The organism is Sagittula sp. P11 (genome assembly GCF_002814095.1).
Taxonomy (GTDB): Bacteria; Pseudomonadota; Alphaproteobacteria; order Rhodobacterales; family Rhodobacteraceae; genus Sagittula.
Map to the genome: position 1 here is coordinate 77,699 of NZ_CP021917.1, position 16,121 is coordinate 93,819.

Below are 16,121 nucleotides of genomic sequence, written 5' to 3' on the forward strand. Positions count from 1 at the left end.
GAATATCATGCGGCTGTTCTCCGAAAAGGAGCCTGAGCTGGGTCTGTCGGACATCGCGCGTCGGATGAACCTGTCGACGAGCGGAACGCACGACCTGATGGACGGTTTGCGCAAGATCGGGATGGTGCAGCGCGTCGCGCGGGGGCGGTACAGGCTGGGGCCGATGATCGCCTCTCTCTACCGCGTGCTGATCGACACCTCCGCCCTGGTCGACACCGCCCGCCCGACGCTGGAGCGGCTAGTGGCCGATTACGGGGAGACGGTGCACCTGACGGTTCTGGACCGCTCGCGGCTGGTGGTGGCGGATGCCATCGAGGGCGGCAAGGCGCTGCGGGTGGCGCGCAGCATCCTCGACGACCTCGACGCGCACGAGACGCCGGTCGGCATGCTGCACCTGTCGGTCGCCGGACGCACGCGGCAGGAGGCCTATTTCGCCGACCACGCCAACGGGCGCACGCCACTGCTGCCGCCGGAACGGCGCGAGACGGACCTCGCCGCAATGGCGCGCGACGGCTTTGCCGCCGGGCCGGTCGCGACGGAGCGGGACGTGATCTGCACGGCGGCGCTCTTGCGCAACCACACGGAAATCCCCTTTGCGGCGGTCAGCCTCTGCATTCCCAAGGCGCGATACGACGAACAACCAAGGGCGTTCCGCACGATCTGCCAGACAGCGGCGGCCCGGATCAGCGCCGACCTCGGGTCATGCGCCGTGTGATGGGGGTTACATAAGACGGATTATCCGCTTGTGCTGCCCTCGGGGGCACATTCAAACATGTATTGGGCATCTCCGCTGTCGTGCTGGAAAGCAACGAGTATGGAGATGGCCCACACAGAGCTGGATTTGCGTGCGCCGCTCACCATCGAAGACCCGTTGGCCGGTTTGGGCGCTACCCCGGGCCAGCGGGCGGAACTGGACCTGTTCGACAAGCCAGTCGCAGAACGGCTTCACCTTTTCCTCGCGCCCTTCCGGGATCACCATATGGTAGGCTTTCTGCGTTGCATGGGGCGCGTCCAGAACGACCTTCAGCTCGCCGTCGGCGAGTTCCTTCTCGATGAGGTAGCGGGGCAGAAGCGCATACCGAGACCGGCCTTCGCCGCCTCGATGGTGAGCGTGAACTGGTCGAAGGTATGGGCGATGCGCGTAAGGGGCGCGTCGACCCCGCAGCGCCCGAACCAGTCCGACCAGAGGTTTGGGCGTTCCGACAGGACGAGTTTGGGCGCTTCGATCAGGTCCTCGGGCGCGGAGGCGCGCGTCTGCCGCAGCGCACCGCCCACGACCGGAACGACGATTTCGCTGCACAGGTAGATGCACCTGGCCCCCGGCCAGTTCGGGTCGCCGAAGTGTATCGCGAGGTCGCATTGTTCTGCGGCCAGGTTGAACAGGCCCTTTCTCGTGGTGATGTCGAAGCTCGTGTTCGGGGCCTTGCCGATGTAGTCCGCCAGACGCGGCGCAAGCCATCGCTGGGCAAAGGTCGGCAGGGCGTTGATGGTCAGCAGCGTGTGGCCCGCGTCGGCGGCCTTGGCGTGACGCATGGTGACCTCGGCCATGCGCAGAAGCTGTGTGACCTCCCGAAGAAACGTCTCGCCGGTCGGTGTCATGATCACCCGGCCACGGACCCGCTCGAACAGGGGATGGCCGATCTGCTCCTCCAGTTCGCGGACTTGTCGGCTGACCGCGCTTTGCGTCAGGGCGAGCTCGTCTGCGGCGCGGGTGAAGTTGCCGTGGCGCGCGGCGCTCTCGAACGTCTGCAACAGCCGCATGTCGGGAAGCTCCCGTCGAGAAAGGGTGGTCATGGCCGCTGCTCCGTCAGACTGGAAGCGCCTTGTGCGACACAGGCGCCGTTCCCGTCATACCTCGAAACCTACCCGATCGAGGAATGCAAGCGTCACGATGGGCTCATCCCATGAGGCCGGGCCGGGTTGCATGGGTCAGCGACGCACCGAATTCGTAATAGGCGCCCATCAGCTTCTTGAACCGTTCGGCGTACTTGCGGACAACCGGCAGAGGCAGTGCGTCGGGACCTTCCCCCAGAAGCGCCTTGGCCGCAGCCGTGCCGATGACGGTGCCTGGGCAAATGCCCCGTCCGGAGTAGCCGAAGACGGCGTAGGCGTCGGGGCCAAACTCGACGACCTTCGGAATATGGTCCTTGGTCATCGCGATCTTGCCCCGCCAGTGGTGCTCGAACGGAACGTCGCCCAGTTCGGGGTACAGGCGTTGCAACTTGCGGCGCGCCCATCGTGCGTGGATCTGCGCAGCCGGGCCGTCGGTGTTTCCCATGCCCCCCACGATGAGCCGGCCGCTTTCGTCCGTGCGGATCGACGACATGACCAGCGCGGTGTCCCAGCATCCCTCGCGCCCGGGCAGGACCTTTGCCCGCTGTGCTTCGGTCAGCGGTGCCGTGGCGAATTGACAGTAGTTCACCACGACGTATTCCGGCGCATAAGCGCCTTCGGCCAGCGTGTGGTAGGCGTTGGTCGCAAGAAGCATGCGCCGCGCGGTGACCACCCCGCCATTGGCATGGACTCGCCAGGACTTCCCTGCGCGTTCGACCCGGGTGACCGGGCTGTTCTGGTAGATCTGCGCCCCCAGTCCGACGGCGGCCCGGGCCAGACCGTTGCAAAAGGCCCGGGGCTGCACTGTGCCCGCCCTTGGATCCAGAAGCGCGCCGTGAAATTCGGTGCTGCCCGTGCGCCGGGTGGTTTCGTCACGATCCAGGAGCTGCAAGGGCGCCCCGAAGCGGTTGCCCTGCCGATAGCGGTTCTCGAGGTCGCGGAAACCGCCGGGTGCATGCGCCAGATGCAGGGTGCCGTTCTGAACCGCTTCACAGGCGATCCCGAATTCCTGCACGAGGGAAAAGACCGTCGCGGGGCCTTGGCCCAGCTCTTCGATCAGCCGCGTGCCCGCAGCCTCACCCATGGTCGCCACGACATCGTCCGGCGGCAGCCACAGCCCCGCATTCACCAGACCGACGTTGCGGCCGGAGCCGCCATGGGCAATCGTTTCGGCTTCGAGCACTATCACCGATGCACCTGACCGCGCGGCCTGAAGCGCGGCCGAGCAGCCGGTGAAGCCGCCACCGATCACCAAGAGATCGGCCTCTTTGCCGGACGAAAGCCGGGTCTCGGGGATGCCCTCGCCGTTCGTGTGTTCCCAAAGAATTCCTGCCGTGCTCATTGGGCTGTTCCCTTTGCCAGCGGCTGTTTCTGATAGGCGGCCAGTTTTATGGCAGTCAGGCGAAATCGGTCGTCCGTGTCGCAGGGCAGGACCACCGGCGTGCTGTTGCACAAAAGGACGGTGACCTGACCAGAGGCGCTCAGCTTTGCGGCGCGGTCCGGAAGCTGAACGATTTCGGAAACCTCCAACGAATGAGTTCTCTGCGCGTGGCGGAACGTCGGAACAGTCTGCATCAGAGCAAGTCTCCCATGGGATTTCATGAGAAAGTGCCGTACGGAGGCGCGCCCGAAAAGTGATTTGTGCGCACGAACCTTGGAGCTTTTGTCACATGTCGATCCCGCGACGCTTTCTTCCGACGATCAGCAGCCTGCGCGCGCTTGAGGCCGTGGATCGCCTCGGGACCGCTGTCGCGGCGGCGCGGGATCTCGATCTGACGCATTCGGCAGTGAGCCGTCAGCTGAAGAGCCTGGAGGATCAGCTGGGCGTGAAACTTCTGATCCGTGAAGGCAAGGGGCTGCGCCTGACCTCGGCGGGGCGCAGCTACGCACGGTCCGTGCGGGACTGTCTTGCCGACCTGGCGCAGGCCAGCTTGCAGCTGCGTGCTGCGGGCGAGCGAAATGCCCTGAGCCTGGCGATCCCGCTGACCTTCGGGTTCTGTTGGCTCGATCCGCATCTGGGGGCGTTCCTGCAAGCCCACCCGGAGGTGCACATCAACCGCACCACGCGGAACAGCCCGTTCGATTTCGCCGCGGAAAAATTCGACGCGGCGGTCCATTTTGGCACCGCGGACTGGCCGGGGGTCGAATTTCTTCCCCTCGCGCGCAATCGCCTTGTGCCGGTCGCGCGCCCGGACACGGGCCTGCCCGATACGGTGACCCCCGCCGATCTCCTCCGGATGCCCTTGCTGCACCTGTCGAGCCGGCCGGGCGCCTGGGAAAGCTGGTTCCTGCAGCAGGACGTGGCGCCGGGCCACCTGCGCGGCGCGCTGTTCGACCAGTTCCTGTCGCTTGCCAACGCGGCGACGTCGGGCCTTGGCGCGGCGCTCCTGCCGGATTTCCTCGCCGACCGGGAGCTTCAGTCCGGCCGGCTGGTGCAGGTGGGCCCGGCATTCGAAGATCCGGGGAGCTTTTACTACCTTGTCTGGCCCCAAGAGGCCGAGCCAAGTGGCGAGCTGAGACTGCTGATCGAGTTCCTGCGGCGGCGCAGCGATGTCCGACCTGCCTCGAGCGCCTGAAACACTTATTGTGATGGGCCGGAATTTCCGAACCGCGCCCGGATTGAGGTTCCCCTGAGAGAGGGCCGTGTCCCTCACGACTTCACCTCATGTGACCTGCAGCGGCACCTGGACCGGGGCAATCCCGCTCTGCCGAGGCGGTACTGATCTTTCGGCGCTTTCCGGGATGGGGTCTTCGGGCGGCTTCAACAGCGAAGGTTGTTGGCGAGAGTCGGCTTTCGAGATGGGTCAGAAGCCGACCGCCGGTCCGGATGAACGGCAGATCGCTGCGTCCGACAGGGTCCAGAAAGCCGGGACGTCGGGGCGTCACGAAGGCGGCGGACCGGCGACGCAAAACAACGTGGTTCGATCAATAAACCAAGGCCTTTCATCCGCGGCATACAACCTTGATGGTCATCCTTGGCTGATGTTCGCCGCACCTGTTTTCTGGTTCAACCAATCCCGCCATGATCTCCAGTTATGGAGTATAGTTGACTGCTGTGTACTGATTCCGACCTTATGAGGGGACAAGAACAAATCAAACAACCCAGGGAAAAACGTCATGATCCACCGTTCCAGACTCTTCCTGACCGCCGCTGCCACGGCGCTTCTTGCCGCGCCGCTGAGCGCCGAGACGCTCGATGTGGCCATCATCGGCGAGCCGGATACATTCGATCCGATGGTGTCCACGAAGGACGTCGTCAGCATCGTCACGCAGCACTTCGTGGAAACGCTCTTTACCTTCGACGACACATGGTCGGTCGTGCCTCTGCTGGCCGCCGACATGCCGGAGATCAGCGAGGACGGCCTGACCTACGTGATCCCGCTGCGCGAAGGCGTGACCTTCCACGACGGGTCTTCCATGGACAGCGCCGACGTGAAGGCGTCGCTCGACCGCTGGCTCGAAGTGGCGAGCCGGGGCAAGGGCATCGCCGACAAGGTCTCTTCCGTCGAGGCGACCGGACCGAACGAGATCACCCTGACGCTCTCGACGCCCTATGCGCCCTTGATGTCGCTGCTGGCCTTCTCGAACTCCGCTGCCGCGATCTACCCCGAAGAGATCATCGCGCCCGAGATCGAGACCGTGATCGGCACCGGCCCCTACAAGCTGGAGGCGCATCAGCCCGACCAGTACACCCAGCTTGTCCGCTTTGACGGCTACACCCAGCCGACCGGGGCCGCCGAGCGCGCGCAGACGCCGGACGAGATCCGCTTCATCCCGGTGCCGGACGGCAACACCCGGGTCGAGGGTCTGCTCTCCGGGCAGTTTGCCTATGCCGACGGGCTGTCGACCGAGGCCTACGACCGCATCGCGGAGTCGGAAGGCGCGGAGCCGGTGCTGCTGGAGCCCTTCGGCTGGCCGGTCTTTGCGATCAACCACAAGAAAGGCCTGATGACGGACCTCACGATCCGCAAGGCCGTGCAGGCCGCCCTGCCCTTCGACGACATGCTCTTTGCCGCCTTCGGCGACGAGAAGTTCTTCCAGACCGATGGCGCGATGTACCCCGAGGGCTGGGCGTGGCGGTCGGATGCCGGTGTTGAGCTGTACAACCAGAACGACCAGGAGAAGGCCAAGGGTTACCTCGAAGAGGCGGGCTATGACGGTACGCCGCTGCGCATCCTGACCTCGCGCCAGTACGAGTTCCACTACCAGATGGCCGAAGTCGCCCGCATGGCGCTTGAGATGGCTGGCTTCACGGTCCAGATGGACGTCGTGGACTGGGCGACGCTGGCGCAGAACCGCGACAACCCGGACCTGTGGGACATCTACATCACCCACTCGCCCTTCCTGCCGGAACCGGCGCTGACCTCCTCCTTCTTCGCCACCGCGCGTGAGGGCTGGAACAACCCGGAGAAGAACGCGATCCTCGACCGCTTCACCTCGGAAAGCGATCCGGAGAAGCGCAAGGCAGTCTTTGCAGAGCTGCAGCAGATCGTGCTGGAAGACGTGGGCCTGATCAAGGTCGGCAACTTCAACGCGCTGCAGGGCAAGGCCGCGGGTCTGGAAGGCGTCGCGCCCTCGCCGTGGCCGGCCTTCTGGAACGCGAAGATGGCCGAGTGACCTGACAATCGGCCGGTCCCTTGCGGGGCCGGCCATTCCAGCCGGAACAAGAACACATGCGCAGATATCTGGCCAACCGCTTCGCAGGCATGATCGTGGTGATCTTTCTCGTGCTCACCATCGCCTTCGTGCTCGTCCGCCTCGCCCCGGGCGATCCGGCAAGCCTCATGCTCGGCCCCGATGCCACGCCCGAGGAAGTCGACGACCTGCGCGTCCGGCTTGGCCTCGACCGTCCGATCACGGTGCAATACTTCACCTTCCTCGCCAACGCCGTGCAGGGCGACCTCGGCACCTCTCTGTTCTTCGATCAGCCGGTGGTGCAGGTGCTGGCCGACCGTGCGGAGCCGTCGATCTTCCTCGCGCTTTTCTCCCTCGTGGTGGCGCTGGTCATCGCGGCACCCATCGGCATCTGGGCCGCCTACCGGCGCGGGTCGGCCGGGGACCAGATATCGGTGACGTCTGCCATGCTTGCGGCCTCGGTCCCGTCCTTCCTGACCGGCCTGCTGTTCCAGCGGTTCCTGGCGACCGACCTCGGCTGGTTCCCGGTCTCGGGCTATGGCGGACCGGAGGCGGATTTCGCAACGCGCATGGGCCACCTGGTCCTGCCTGCCATCACGCTCGGCATCACCAATTCCGCGCTTATCCTGCGGTTCACCCGTGCCTCGATGCTGGACATCCTGGGCGAGGACTACGTGCGCACCGCCCGCGCCAAGGGCATGACCGAACGTCGCGTGGTCCTGCGTCACGCGCTGAAGAACGCGGGCATCCCCATCATCACCGTGGTCGGCCTGACCTTTGCGCTGCTGGTGTCCGGCGCCGTGGTGACGGAACGGGTGTTCAACCTGCCGGGCATGGGCAATCTCGTGGTCAACGCGGTGCTGCGGCGCGACTACCCGGTGATCCAGGGGACGCTGATCGTGGTCGCGGCGCTTTATGTGCTGGTGAACCTCGCCACCGATCTTCTTTACCTCGTCGTCGACAAACGGGTGAAATACTGATGAGCGGTTCCCTCTCCGAAGCGCCCCCGGGCCTCATGCGGCAACTCTCGGCGCGTCCCTCCGTCATGGGTGCGCTGGTGGTGTTCGTCCTGATCGTGCTTGCCTGTTTCCTTTTGCCCACGCTGGGGATCACCGAGATCGGCGGCATGTCCGTGCGCAGCCGTCTCTCGGCGCCCGGTACCGGCGGATACGTCCTTGGCGCCGATGCCTTCGGACGCGATCTGCTGGGCCGGCTGCTTGTCGCCGGCCAGACCTCGCTCATGATCGGCCTCGGTGTCGCGGTCCTGTCCACGCTGCTTGGCGTGATCCTAGGGCTTGTCGCCGGGTTCTTCCGCAAGCTGGACACCGCGCTGTCCCGGCTGATCGACGCGATGATGGCCTTCCCCGACATCCTGCTTGCGCTGTCGCTCGTGGCGATCTTCGGCGGCACCATGGGCAACGTCATCCTCGCGCTCTCCGTCGTCTACACGCCGCGCATCGCCCGTATCGTGCGGGCCTCCACCCTCGTCATCCGCGAACTGCCCTTCGTGGAGGCGGCCCGCGCCCTTGGCACCGGGACGCCCGCGATCATGCTGACCCACGTGCTGCGCAACATCCTCTCGCCGATCCTCGTGCAGGCCACCTTCATCTTCGCCTATGCCATGCTGGCAGAGGCGGGCCTCAGCTTCCTCGGCGTTGGTGTCGATCCCAAGACGCCGACCTGGGGCATCATGGTCAACGAAGGGCGGCAGTTCATCGACAACGCCTTCTTCCTCATCCTCTTCCCGGGCATCGCCATCGCGCTTTCCGTCCTGTCGCTCCAGATCGTCGGAGACGGCCTGCGCGATGCGCTCGATCCCAGACTTGCCAAGGAGACCTGACTTATGGCGCTCACCCTGACCAACTTCCGGGCCACCGGTTTCGACCGGGTGCCGGAGGCGATCCACGTCGCCGATGACGGCACCGTGGCGGCTTCTGCCATTGCTGACGCCGAGGTGCTCGACCTGAACGGCGCGTATCTCTCGCCGGGCTGGTGCGACCTGCACGTGCACGTCTGGCACGGTGGCACGGACATCTCCATCCGCGCGTCGGAGGCCGGCCGCCCCACCGGCGTCACCGCCATGGCCGACGCAGGGTCGGCGGGCGAGGCGAGCTTCCACGGGCTGCGCGAATACGTGATCGAGCCGCAGTCCGAGACCATCAAGGCCTTCCTCAACATCGGCTCCATCGGGCTTGTCGCCTGCAACCGCGTGCCGGAACTGATCGACTGGCGGTCGATCGACATCGACCGGACGCTGGAGGTGATCGAGGCCAACCGCGACGTGATCTGCGGTATCAAGGTGCGCGCGTCGGGCGTCATCGTCGGCAGCTGGGGCATCACCCCCGCCAAGATCGCCAAGCGCGTGGCCGAGATGACCAACCTGCCGCTCATGGTGCACGTGGGCGAGCCGCCCCCGCTGATCGACGAGGTGTTCGAGATCCTCTCGCCCGGCGACATCGTCACCCACTGTTTCAACGGCAAGCCCGCCGGGTCGATCCGCGACACCGAGGCGCTGTTCCGCATGGCGCAGGACCTCGCGGCGCGCGGCATCCTCATGGACATCGGCCACGGCGGCGCGTCGTTCAACTTCAAGACCGCGCGCGACTCCATCGCCGACGGCCTGCGGCCCTTCTCGATCTCGACCGACCTGCACAAGCATTCGATGGCGAGCCCGGTCTACGACATGGCGACGACGCTTTCGAAACTGCTGGCGGTGGGTCTGCCGTTCGACGACGTGATCGAGGCCTCGACCAACGCGCCGCGGTCCGTGCTGGGCCTGTCCGGCAAGGACGGTTTGAACCCGGGAATGCGCGCGGACTTCACCGTCTTCGACCTCGAGGACTGCGCCATCGACGTGCTGGACAGCCAGGGCAATGCCATGGTGATGGACAAGGTCTTCGAACCGCGCGGCACCGTGCTGGGCTGCGATTTCCAGCAGGCGGCGCGCAGGCTCCCATGACCGAACCGATCCTGACTGTCGACGGGCTCACCGTCGCCTTCGGCAAGGGGCGCCGCGAACTGACCGCCCTGCGCGACGTCAGCTTCAGCCTCGCGCGGGGGCAGACGCTGGCGCTGGTGGGCGAAAGCGGTTCGGGCAAGTCGGTGACCTCGCTGGCGCTGATGGGGTTGCTGCCGCCCTCGGGCCGGGTCGTGTCGGGCGACATGCGGTTCACCACGCGGGACGGGGTGAACCACGATCTGAACACGCTGAGCCAGGCAGAGCGTCGGGCCCTGCGCGGTCCCGGCATGTCGATGATCTTCCAGGAGCCGATGAGCTCGCTCAACCCGCTGTTCACCGTCGGCGACCAGGTGGGGGAGATGCTGCTTCTGCACGAGGATCTCGACAGCAAGGCGATCCGCAAGCGGACCATCGAGATGCTGGACCTCGTGGAGATCCCCGGCGCGGCGCAGCGGGTGGATTCCTACGCGCACGAGCTTTCGGGCGGGATGCGGCAGCGCGTGATGATCGCCATGGCGATGATCTGCAACCCGGCGCTGCTGATCGCGGATGAGCCGACCACCGCGCTCGACGTGACGATCCAGGCGCAGATCCTCGACCTGATGCGACGCCTGCAGAAGGACATGGACATGACGATCCTGTTCATCACCCACGACATGGGCGTCGTTGCGGAGATGGCGGACGAGGTGGCCGTCATGTACTCCGGCACGGTGGTCGAACAGGCGGGCGTGGATGCGCTCTTCGATGCGCCGCGCCATCCTTATACGCAAGGGCTGCTGCACTCGATCCCGCACCCGGATCCGAGGGTTCAGGACCGTCTCGTGCCGATCCCCGGTTCCGTGCCGCCGCTCTCCGCCCGTCCGCCCGGCTGTGCCTTTGCGCCGCGCTGCGCCTTTGCCCAGGACGCCTGCATGTCGCCGGTCCCGCTGGAGACCAAGGCCCCCGGCCACCGGTCCGCCTGCATCTTCGACCACGCGGGAGAAGCCGCATGAGCCCGCTTGTCAGCCTGCGCAACCTCACGAAGCGGTTCCAGACCGGCTCCGGCACCGTCCACGCGGTCGAGGACGTGTCGCTGGACATCCCGAAGGGCGCGATCATGGGCCTCGTCGGCGAGAGCGGTTCCGGCAAGACCACGCTGGGCCGGACATTGCTGCGCCTTGTGGAACCGACCTCCGGGCAGGTGATCTTTGACGGGCAGGACATCACCGCCCTGCCCCCGCGCGAGATGCGCGAGATGCGCCGCCGGATGCAGATCATCTTCCAGGACCCTGTGTCCTCCCTCAACCCGCGCCTCAAGGTCGGCGACCTCGTTGCCGAAGGGCTGAAGGCCTTCGATATCGGCACCCGGCGCGAACGGCGCGACCGTGTGGCGGCCCTGCTGGAAGAGGTCGGCCTGTCACCCGACCACATGGACCGCTATCCGCATGCCTTTTCCGGCGGTCAGCGCCAGCGCATCGGCCTTGCCCGCACGCTCGCGCTCGAACCGGAGTTCATCGTGGCCGACGAAAGCGTCTCTGCGCTCGACGTCTCGATCCAGGCGCAGGTGCTGAACCTGCTGCTCGACCTGCGGGAAAAGCGCAACCTGACCATGCTGTTCATCGCCCACGACCTGTCCGTGGTGAATTACCTCTGCGACCAAGTGGCGGTGATGTATCTCGGGCGGCTGATGGAGGTGGGTCCGGTCACCGACGTGCACCGCGCCTCCGGCCATCCCTATACCCGCGCGCTCAATTCCGCGATCCCGCTGCCCGATCCGCGCGCGCCGCGCGACCGCGTGGCACTGCAGGGCGATATCCCGAGCCCGCTCTCGCCGCCCTCTGGCTGCGTCTTCCGCACGCGCTGTGCCTTTGCCGAAGAGAGCTGCGCGCGCGGAACGCCCGAGGCCCATGCGCTCGCCCCAGATCACCTGACCTATTGCAAGATTCCCGAGGTACGACATGTCCAGTGAACCCGCCACCCTCTCTGAAACCCCGGGCGCGGAGACACCGGAAGCGCGTCTGCACAGCCTGAACCTCGGCCTGCCTTCGCGTGCACCTACGCCCATCGGCGCCTTCACCAATGTGCGCGTGGCGGCGGGGCTCATCTATGTATCGGGCCAGGGCCCGGTGGAGGCGGACGGGACGCTCCGGCGCGGCAAGGTCGGCTCCGAAGTCACGGCTGAGGAGGCGCGGACCCATGCCCGCCTCGTCGCCATCAACATTCTCGCCGCGTTGCGCGACCACCTGGGTTCGCTCGACCGGGTCAAGGGTGTGGTGAAACTGCTCGGCATGGTGAATGCCGATCCGGATTTCGAACGCCATCCCTTCGTGATCGACGGCGCATCGGACCTGCTTGGCGAGGTTTTCGGCGCCTCGGGCGTGCATTCGCGCTCCGCTTTCGGCGTGGGATCTCTGCCCAACCGCATCACGGTCGAGGTTGAGGCGATCTTCGAACTGGCCCCCGAGCAGGGTCAGCCGTGACGCAGGCCAAGCGCCTTTTCGACGTCCCGGGCCGCCGCCCGCACTTCGCGGGCCACCATCTCGAACTTCTCTTCCACCCGGTGCTTGGGCATCACCACGGAGAGGGTCAGCCGGCATTCGCCGTCGAAGTCCCGGATCGGCGCGGCGATGCAGGCGACCTGGTCTTCCGACGTGTCGATCTGCACCGAGAGGCCGTCGAGGAAGTCCTTGCGGCTGATCTCCGACAGGCGCTGCGGGTCGGTTTCGGCAAGCCCGGTGGACGACGGCCGCGCGCAGGCACGGAACACCTCGAGCCGCTTCGCGTCGGGCAGGTGCCCGATCAGGAGCCGCCCGGAGGCCGTCCAGTTCAGCGGCACCCGGGTGCCGACGTCGGAGGTGACGCGGAAAGGTCCGGCGGAGCCTTCTGCCATGGCCACGACCTGCATCATGCCCTCGTCGCGGGCGCAGATCTGGACCATCTCGCGCACGCGTTCGTTCAGCGCGAACATCGCCCGTTCCGCTTCGCCAAACGCGTTCATCCGGGCGCGGTAGGTCAGCCCGTAACGCATCAGCCGCGGCCCGAGCCAGACGCGATCGTCCGAGGTGCGCGTCAGCATCGCCCGCTCGATCAGTTCGTCCACGATCTTGTAGACCGTCGAGGGCGGCGCGCCGCTGGCTTTCGCCAGCTCGTAGCCCGTCATCGGCCCGTGCCGCTCGGTCAGGATGTCGAGGATCTGCAGCGCGCGGTCGAGGCCGCTGGTGCGTGTGCGGCGGGGTTCGGGCGTGTCGCTCATACGGATCTCCATGATTGGGGATCATAAATCATAACTATGGAATACTGCGCAAGCTGAAAGGGTGTCCCATGCGGAAGAACGAAGAATACGGGGTGGACTGGAGCTGGCACGATGCCAACGGGCTGGGCCGCGTGGTCAATGTCTCGGGGACGATGACTTCGCTCGGCGGTTCCGTGACGAGCAAGAGGGTGGCCGAGGCTACGGCGGCGGTCATGCCCCGCTTCGTCAAGATGCACGAATTGCAGGCGCGGGCGTCCGAGGTGATCGCACGGCTGACCGGTGCCGAGGCGGGTTTCCTGACGGCCTCCGCCAGCGCCGGGATCACGCTTGCCATCGCCGGGTGCCTGACCGGCCTTGACCCGGCGAAGGTCGAGGCGCTGCCGCTGGAGCCGGGCCCGGACAATGGCGTGGCGGTGCAGATGGGGCATCTGTGCGAATACGGTGCGCCGGTGGCGCAGGCCGTGGCACTGGCTGGCGGCAAGCTGCATATCGTCGGGCAATCGACCCTGACCCGCGATTACCAGCTCGAAGCTGCGCTCGAAGGCGCCTGTGCCGCGCTTTACGTCGTCTCGCATCACGTGGTCGATTACGGGATGATGCCGCTCGACCGCTTCGTGGAGATCTGCCACGCAAAGGGCGTCCCGGTGATCGTCGATGCGGCCTCCGAATACGACCTGACCGGGATGCTGGCCAAGGGGGCGGACATCGCGATCTACTCCGGGCACAAGTTCCTCGGCGGGCCGACCTCGGGCATCGTGGCCGGGCGGCGGGATCTGGTGCGCGCGGCCTACCTGCAGAACATCGGGATCGGGCGCGGGATGAAGATCGGCAAGGAGAGCATCGCCGGCGCCATCGCCGCGATGGAGCAATGGCTGGAGCGCGACCATGCCGCGGTGCGGGCCGAGGAAACCCGGGCGCTGGAGATGTGGCAGGCGGCCTGCGCCCTGCCCGGCATCACAGCCCTGCCCCTGCCGGATCCCACCGACAACCCGCTCGAACGGCTGCGGGTCTTTGTCGATCCTGCAAAGGCGGGCGCCTCGGCCGCACAGTTCGCGGTGGCCTTCGGCCGGCTCGATCCGCCCATCGTGGTTCGGGGGCACGAAGTCGAGAAAGGCTATTTCGACCTCGATCCCTGCAACCTCACGCCGGGCCAGGCCGAGCTGGTGCGCGATGCGCTGACCCGCGTCCTGTCGGCCCCGGAAGAAGCGTCGGCAATCGATGCGCGCGCCGCATATTCGGACACGCGCAACGGCGGCACGCAGTCCTACCTGGACTGGCTCTCCTGAGCCGATCGCGGACAGCCGCTGGCGGTCTCCGCATGTGACGGCGGCGGAGGCATGGCGTGTCGAAATACGCGCCATGCCGAAGAATGACCAAAGGGGTATTTAATCAGGGTTTAGACCTTCGACATTGCGGTTTGCCAATGGCCATGGGCCGCGGGTCACCCTTCGTTCAATTCGTCGACCGGTCCGGTTCGATGTAGCCCAATGCTGCCGAGATCTTGCGGGCGGCCTCCACGACATGGGGGGCGAAGGCGTCAAGCTTCTCTTGGGTCATGCGCAGATCCGGGCCGGACACGCCGACCGCGCCCGCAAGATCGCCCTGCGGGCCGAGAACGGCGCAGGCGCAGGCCGCGATGCCCTCGCGCCATTCTCCGTGCGGGACCTGCGCAAATCCAGCGCGCCTCACCTCGTCGACGGAGCGGTACAGCGCGTCCATCGTGGTGATGGTGGTCGGGGTGAATGCCTCCAGCTTGTAGCGGAAGCGTTCAAGGTAGGAATCCGGCATCTGGGCCAGCATCGCCTTGCCGGTCGCCATGGTGTAGGCGGGCGCCCTTTGCCCGACGTGGGTATGCGCCCGGATGTGATGGCTGCTTTCGATCTTGTCGAGGTAGACGACATCGGTCTCGTCGAGGGTCGACAGGTGCACCGTCTCGCCAGTCAGCGCGGCCAGCCGTTCCATGGCGGGACGTGCGACACTGGTCAGGTCGATGCGACGGATCACCTGGCTGCCGAGTTCCCAGATCTTGGTCGTCAGCTCGTAGCCGGAATGCCTGGGATCCTGCCGCACGTAGCCGTGCATGGACAGCGTGGTCAGGAGCCTGTGGACGTTGCTCTTGGTCAGCTCAAGCTCTGCAGCCAGTTCCGTCACGCCGCGCGGTCCGTCGCTGTAGGCCAGTGCCTCGATCAGCCGAAGCCCCTTGATGAATGCCTTGTCCATGTCCCCCACTTCGTCTTCTGGCCGGTCCCTGTCGGGCAGGTGTCCGGTCCGCAGCACCATGCCAGCAGGCGGGCTTGCAAGGCAACGGCCGCAGTTTCACCCGCGGCCGCCCTATTGCCTTGGCCTTTGCCTACTGCGCAAGCAGCGCGTTCAGCTGTTCCTGGCCGTATTCCTCGTTGGTCATGTCGCCGTGACCCGACGCGGCGCCCCAGTATTCCGGGCTCCACTCGATGGCCTTCTCCATGTTCTCGGGACGGTTGGCCCAGTAGCGGCTGATCTCCGGGTCCGCTTTTTCGTAGACCAGAGAAGAGGGCAGCGCGACCGGGTAGGTCGAGGTCAGTTCCGCCGCACGTTCCGCATCAAGCCGCCAGGACAGCAGCTTCAGCGCGTTCTCGTAGTTCGGAGCGCCCTTCGGGATCGAGAAGAAGTCGTAGTACACGAAACCCTCGTTCCACTCCACTTCGATCGGTGCGCCTTCGAGGGCGAGGATCGAGGTCGAGCCGGTGTAGGCCATGCACATGTCCGCTTCGCCATCCAGCAGAAGCTGCGGCGACTGTGCCGATGTGGTCCACCACTTGGTCACATGCGGCTTGATTTCCTCCAGCTTGGCGAGCGCCCTGTCCATGTCGAGCGGATAGAGGTCTTCCTTCGCCACGCCATCGGCCATCAGCGCCGCTTCCATGTTGAAACGCGGCCATGCGGGCATGCAGCGCTTGCCCGGGAAGGCTTCGACGTCCCAGAAGTCCGCCCAGCTGTCGGGCACGTTTTCGCCGCTGTAGACGTCGGTGTTGTAGACCAGCCCGACACCGATGACCTGCAGCGCCACGCCCTTGGGACGCTTGAGGTTGTCCGGCATCGTCGCCAGCGTTTCCTTCGCCTCGTCGGAGAGCGCGTCATAGTCGATGTCGGCAAGGCAGCAGTCGCCCAGCAGCTTGGTTTCCTGGTCGAAGATGAAGGTCAGGTCCCATTCCGCCTTGCCGGCTTCGACCTGCGCCTTGATCCGCGGGCCGGAGCGGGCTTCCTGAACGGTGATCACGTCGATGCCGGTCTCGTCCTCGAAGCTGTCGTACATCACCGAGCGCAGGGCGTCGCCGTAGCTGCCGCCGGGGTCCTGCATGATCACCTCGTCCGCCGCGGCGGTCTGGACAGAGACCCCCAGCAGGGCCGTGATCGCCAGCGCCGAGGCGCCCGTCCGTCTCCAGTTGTTACCAGTCATGTCTTCTCCTCCTTCATTGATCGTTA

The 16,121-nt window shown here is 66.0% G+C and carries 17 protein-coding genes; 11 read left to right on the top strand and 6 right to left on the bottom strand.

What is annotated here, in order from left to right; translation table 11 throughout:
• Window positions 1-7: 7 nt before the first annotated feature.
• The gene (locus CDO87_RS26040; protein WP_198521932.1) at window positions 8-715 is read left to right on the top strand and encodes an IclR family transcriptional regulator; all 708 of its coding nucleotides are present in this window, start codon (window positions 8-10) and stop codon (window positions 713-715) included.
• A gap of 308 nt (window positions 716-1,023) precedes the next feature.
• On the opposite strand, the gene CDO87_RS26045 is transcribed toward CDO87_RS26040, so the two are convergent.
• The 3 genes from CDO87_RS26045 to CDO87_RS26055 all read right to left on the bottom strand — a co-directional run bounded on the left by CDO87_RS26045 (window position 1,024) and on the right by CDO87_RS26055 (window position 3,408).
• Window positions 1,024-1,794, bottom strand: coding sequence for a LysR family transcriptional regulator (locus CDO87_RS26045; RefSeq protein WP_254698523.1), 771 nt, complete (start codon window positions 1,792-1,794; stop codon window positions 1,024-1,026).
• Window positions 1,795-1,897: 103 nt separating this feature from the next.
• The gene (locus CDO87_RS26050) at window positions 1,898-3,175 is read right to left on the bottom strand and encodes an FAD-binding oxidoreductase (RefSeq protein WP_100931546.1); all 1,278 of its coding nucleotides are present in this window, start codon (window positions 3,173-3,175) and stop codon (window positions 1,898-1,900) included.
• A complete protein-coding gene (locus CDO87_RS26055; protein ID WP_100931547.1) occupies window positions 3,172-3,408 on the bottom strand; it encodes a hypothetical protein in 237 nt (78 codons plus the stop codon). Before CDO87_RS26055 ends, CDO87_RS26050 begins: the two co-directional genes overlap by 4 nt.
• A gap of 95 nt (window positions 3,409-3,503) precedes the next feature.
• Between CDO87_RS26055 and CDO87_RS26060 the strand changes: the two genes are divergently transcribed.
• The 9 genes from CDO87_RS26060 to CDO87_RS26095 all read left to right on the top strand — a co-directional run bounded on the left by CDO87_RS26060 (window position 3,504) and on the right by CDO87_RS26095 (window position 11,886).
• Window positions 3,504-4,409: a LysR family transcriptional regulator gene (locus CDO87_RS26060; RefSeq protein WP_100931548.1), complete on the top strand. Its 906-nt coding sequence runs from the start codon at window positions 3,504-3,506 to the stop codon at window positions 4,407-4,409.
• Between the two features lie 67 nt (window positions 4,410-4,476).
• Complete coding sequence (locus CDO87_RS26950) at window positions 4,477-4,911, top strand: hypothetical protein (RefSeq protein WP_157815113.1); 435 nt, start codon at window positions 4,477-4,479, stop codon at window positions 4,909-4,911.
• A 39-nt stretch (window positions 4,912-4,950) separates the two neighbouring features.
• A complete protein-coding gene (locus CDO87_RS26065; RefSeq protein ID WP_100931549.1) occupies window positions 4,951-6,450 on the top strand; it encodes an ABC transporter substrate-binding protein in 1,500 nt (499 codons plus the stop codon).
• A 56-nt stretch (window positions 6,451-6,506) separates the two neighbouring features.
• Window positions 6,507-7,448, top strand: a complete 942-nt coding sequence (locus tag CDO87_RS26070; protein WP_100931550.1) for an ABC transporter permease — start codon at window positions 6,507-6,509, stop codon at window positions 7,446-7,448.
• Window positions 7,448-8,308, top strand: a complete 861-nt coding sequence (locus CDO87_RS26075; RefSeq protein WP_100931551.1) for an ABC transporter permease — start codon at window positions 7,448-7,450, stop codon at window positions 8,306-8,308. Before CDO87_RS26070 ends, CDO87_RS26075 begins: the two co-directional genes overlap by 1 nt.
• 3 nt (window positions 8,309-8,311) lie before the next feature.
• Entirely contained in the window at window positions 8,312-9,427 is a 1,116-nt protein-coding gene (locus CDO87_RS26080) for an amidohydrolase/deacetylase family metallohydrolase (protein WP_100931552.1), read from the top strand.
• Window positions 9,424-10,419, top strand: coding sequence for an ABC transporter ATP-binding protein (locus CDO87_RS26085; RefSeq protein WP_100931553.1), 996 nt, complete (start codon window positions 9,424-9,426; stop codon window positions 10,417-10,419). The genes CDO87_RS26080 and CDO87_RS26085 overlap by 4 nt, the downstream gene beginning before the upstream one ends.
• Window positions 10,416-11,375, top strand: coding sequence for an ABC transporter ATP-binding protein (locus CDO87_RS26090; protein ID WP_100931554.1), 960 nt, complete (start codon window positions 10,416-10,418; stop codon window positions 11,373-11,375). Before CDO87_RS26085 ends, CDO87_RS26090 begins: the two co-directional genes overlap by 4 nt.
• Window positions 11,365-11,886 (top strand): RidA family protein, encoded by a 522-nt coding sequence (locus CDO87_RS26095; RefSeq protein WP_100931555.1) that lies wholly within the window; start codon window positions 11,365-11,367, stop codon window positions 11,884-11,886. Before CDO87_RS26090 ends, CDO87_RS26095 begins: the two co-directional genes overlap by 11 nt.
• Here CDO87_RS26095 and CDO87_RS26100 read toward each other — a convergent pair.
• A complete protein-coding gene (locus CDO87_RS26100; RefSeq protein ID WP_254698524.1) occupies window positions 11,877-12,659 on the bottom strand; it encodes an IclR family transcriptional regulator in 783 nt (260 codons plus the stop codon). The two genes, CDO87_RS26095 and CDO87_RS26100, sit on opposite strands and share 10 nt — an antisense overlap.
• Before the next feature lie 68 nt (window positions 12,660-12,727).
• Between CDO87_RS26100 and CDO87_RS26105 the strand changes: the two genes are divergently transcribed.
• Window positions 12,728-13,945 carry an aminotransferase class V-fold PLP-dependent enzyme gene (locus CDO87_RS26105; RefSeq protein WP_100931557.1) on the top strand — a complete coding sequence of 406 codons (1,218 nt, stop codon included), beginning with the start codon at window positions 12,728-12,730 and terminating at the stop codon, window positions 13,943-13,945.
• Window positions 13,946-14,111: 166 nt separating this feature from the next.
• Here the strand turns inward: CDO87_RS26105 and CDO87_RS26110 are convergent, their stop codons facing one another.
• Both CDO87_RS26110 and CDO87_RS26115 read right to left on the bottom strand, forming a co-directional pair.
• The gene (locus CDO87_RS26110; RefSeq protein WP_100931574.1) at window positions 14,112-14,879 is read right to left on the bottom strand and encodes an IclR family transcriptional regulator; all 768 of its coding nucleotides are present in this window, start codon (window positions 14,877-14,879) and stop codon (window positions 14,112-14,114) included.
• Between the two features lie 130 nt (window positions 14,880-15,009).
• Window positions 15,010-16,095: an extracellular solute-binding protein gene (locus CDO87_RS26115; protein WP_100931558.1), complete on the bottom strand. Its 1,086-nt coding sequence runs from the start codon at window positions 16,093-16,095 to the stop codon at window positions 15,010-15,012.
• Window positions 16,096-16,121: the final 26 nt, after the last annotated feature.

Coding starts and splice junctions, on each gene's coding strand:
- CDO87_RS26040 (WP_198521932.1), top strand. CDS start 8: ATGCGGCTGTTCTCCGAAAAGGAGCCTGAGCTGGGTCTGTCGGACATC.
- CDO87_RS26045 (WP_254698523.1), bottom strand. CDS start 1,794: ATGACCACCCTTTCTCGACGGGAGCTTCCCGACATGCGGCTGTTGCAG.
- CDO87_RS26050 (WP_100931546.1), bottom strand. CDS start 3,175: ATGAGCACGGCAGGAATTCTTTGGGAACACACGAACGGCGAGGGCATC.
- CDO87_RS26055 (WP_100931547.1), bottom strand. CDS start 3,408: ATGCAGACTGTTCCGACGTTCCGCCACGCGCAGAGAACTCATTCGTTG.
- CDO87_RS26060 (WP_100931548.1), top strand. CDS start 3,504: ATGTCGATCCCGCGACGCTTTCTTCCGACGATCAGCAGCCTGCGCGCG.
- CDO87_RS26065 (WP_100931549.1), top strand. CDS start 4,951: ATGATCCACCGTTCCAGACTCTTCCTGACCGCCGCTGCCACGGCGCTT.
- CDO87_RS26070 (WP_100931550.1), top strand. CDS start 6,507: ATGCGCAGATATCTGGCCAACCGCTTCGCAGGCATGATCGTGGTGATC.
- CDO87_RS26075 (WP_100931551.1), top strand. CDS start 7,448: ATGAGCGGTTCCCTCTCCGAAGCGCCCCCGGGCCTCATGCGGCAACTC.
- CDO87_RS26080 (WP_100931552.1), top strand. CDS start 8,312: ATGGCGCTCACCCTGACCAACTTCCGGGCCACCGGTTTCGACCGGGTG.
- CDO87_RS26085 (WP_100931553.1), top strand. CDS start 9,424: ATGACCGAACCGATCCTGACTGTCGACGGGCTCACCGTCGCCTTCGGC.
- CDO87_RS26090 (WP_100931554.1), top strand. CDS start 10,416: ATGAGCCCGCTTGTCAGCCTGCGCAACCTCACGAAGCGGTTCCAGACC.
- CDO87_RS26095 (WP_100931555.1), top strand. CDS start 11,365: ATGTCCAGTGAACCCGCCACCCTCTCTGAAACCCCGGGCGCGGAGACA.
- CDO87_RS26100 (WP_254698524.1), bottom strand. CDS start 12,659: ATGAGCGACACGCCCGAACCCCGCCGCACACGCACCAGCGGCCTCGAC.
- CDO87_RS26105 (WP_100931557.1), top strand. CDS start 12,728: ATGCGGAAGAACGAAGAATACGGGGTGGACTGGAGCTGGCACGATGCC.
- CDO87_RS26110 (WP_100931574.1), bottom strand. CDS start 14,879: ATGGACAAGGCATTCATCAAGGGGCTTCGGCTGATCGAGGCACTGGCC.
- CDO87_RS26115 (WP_100931558.1), bottom strand. CDS start 16,095: ATGACTGGTAACAACTGGAGACGGACGGGCGCCTCGGCGCTGGCGATC.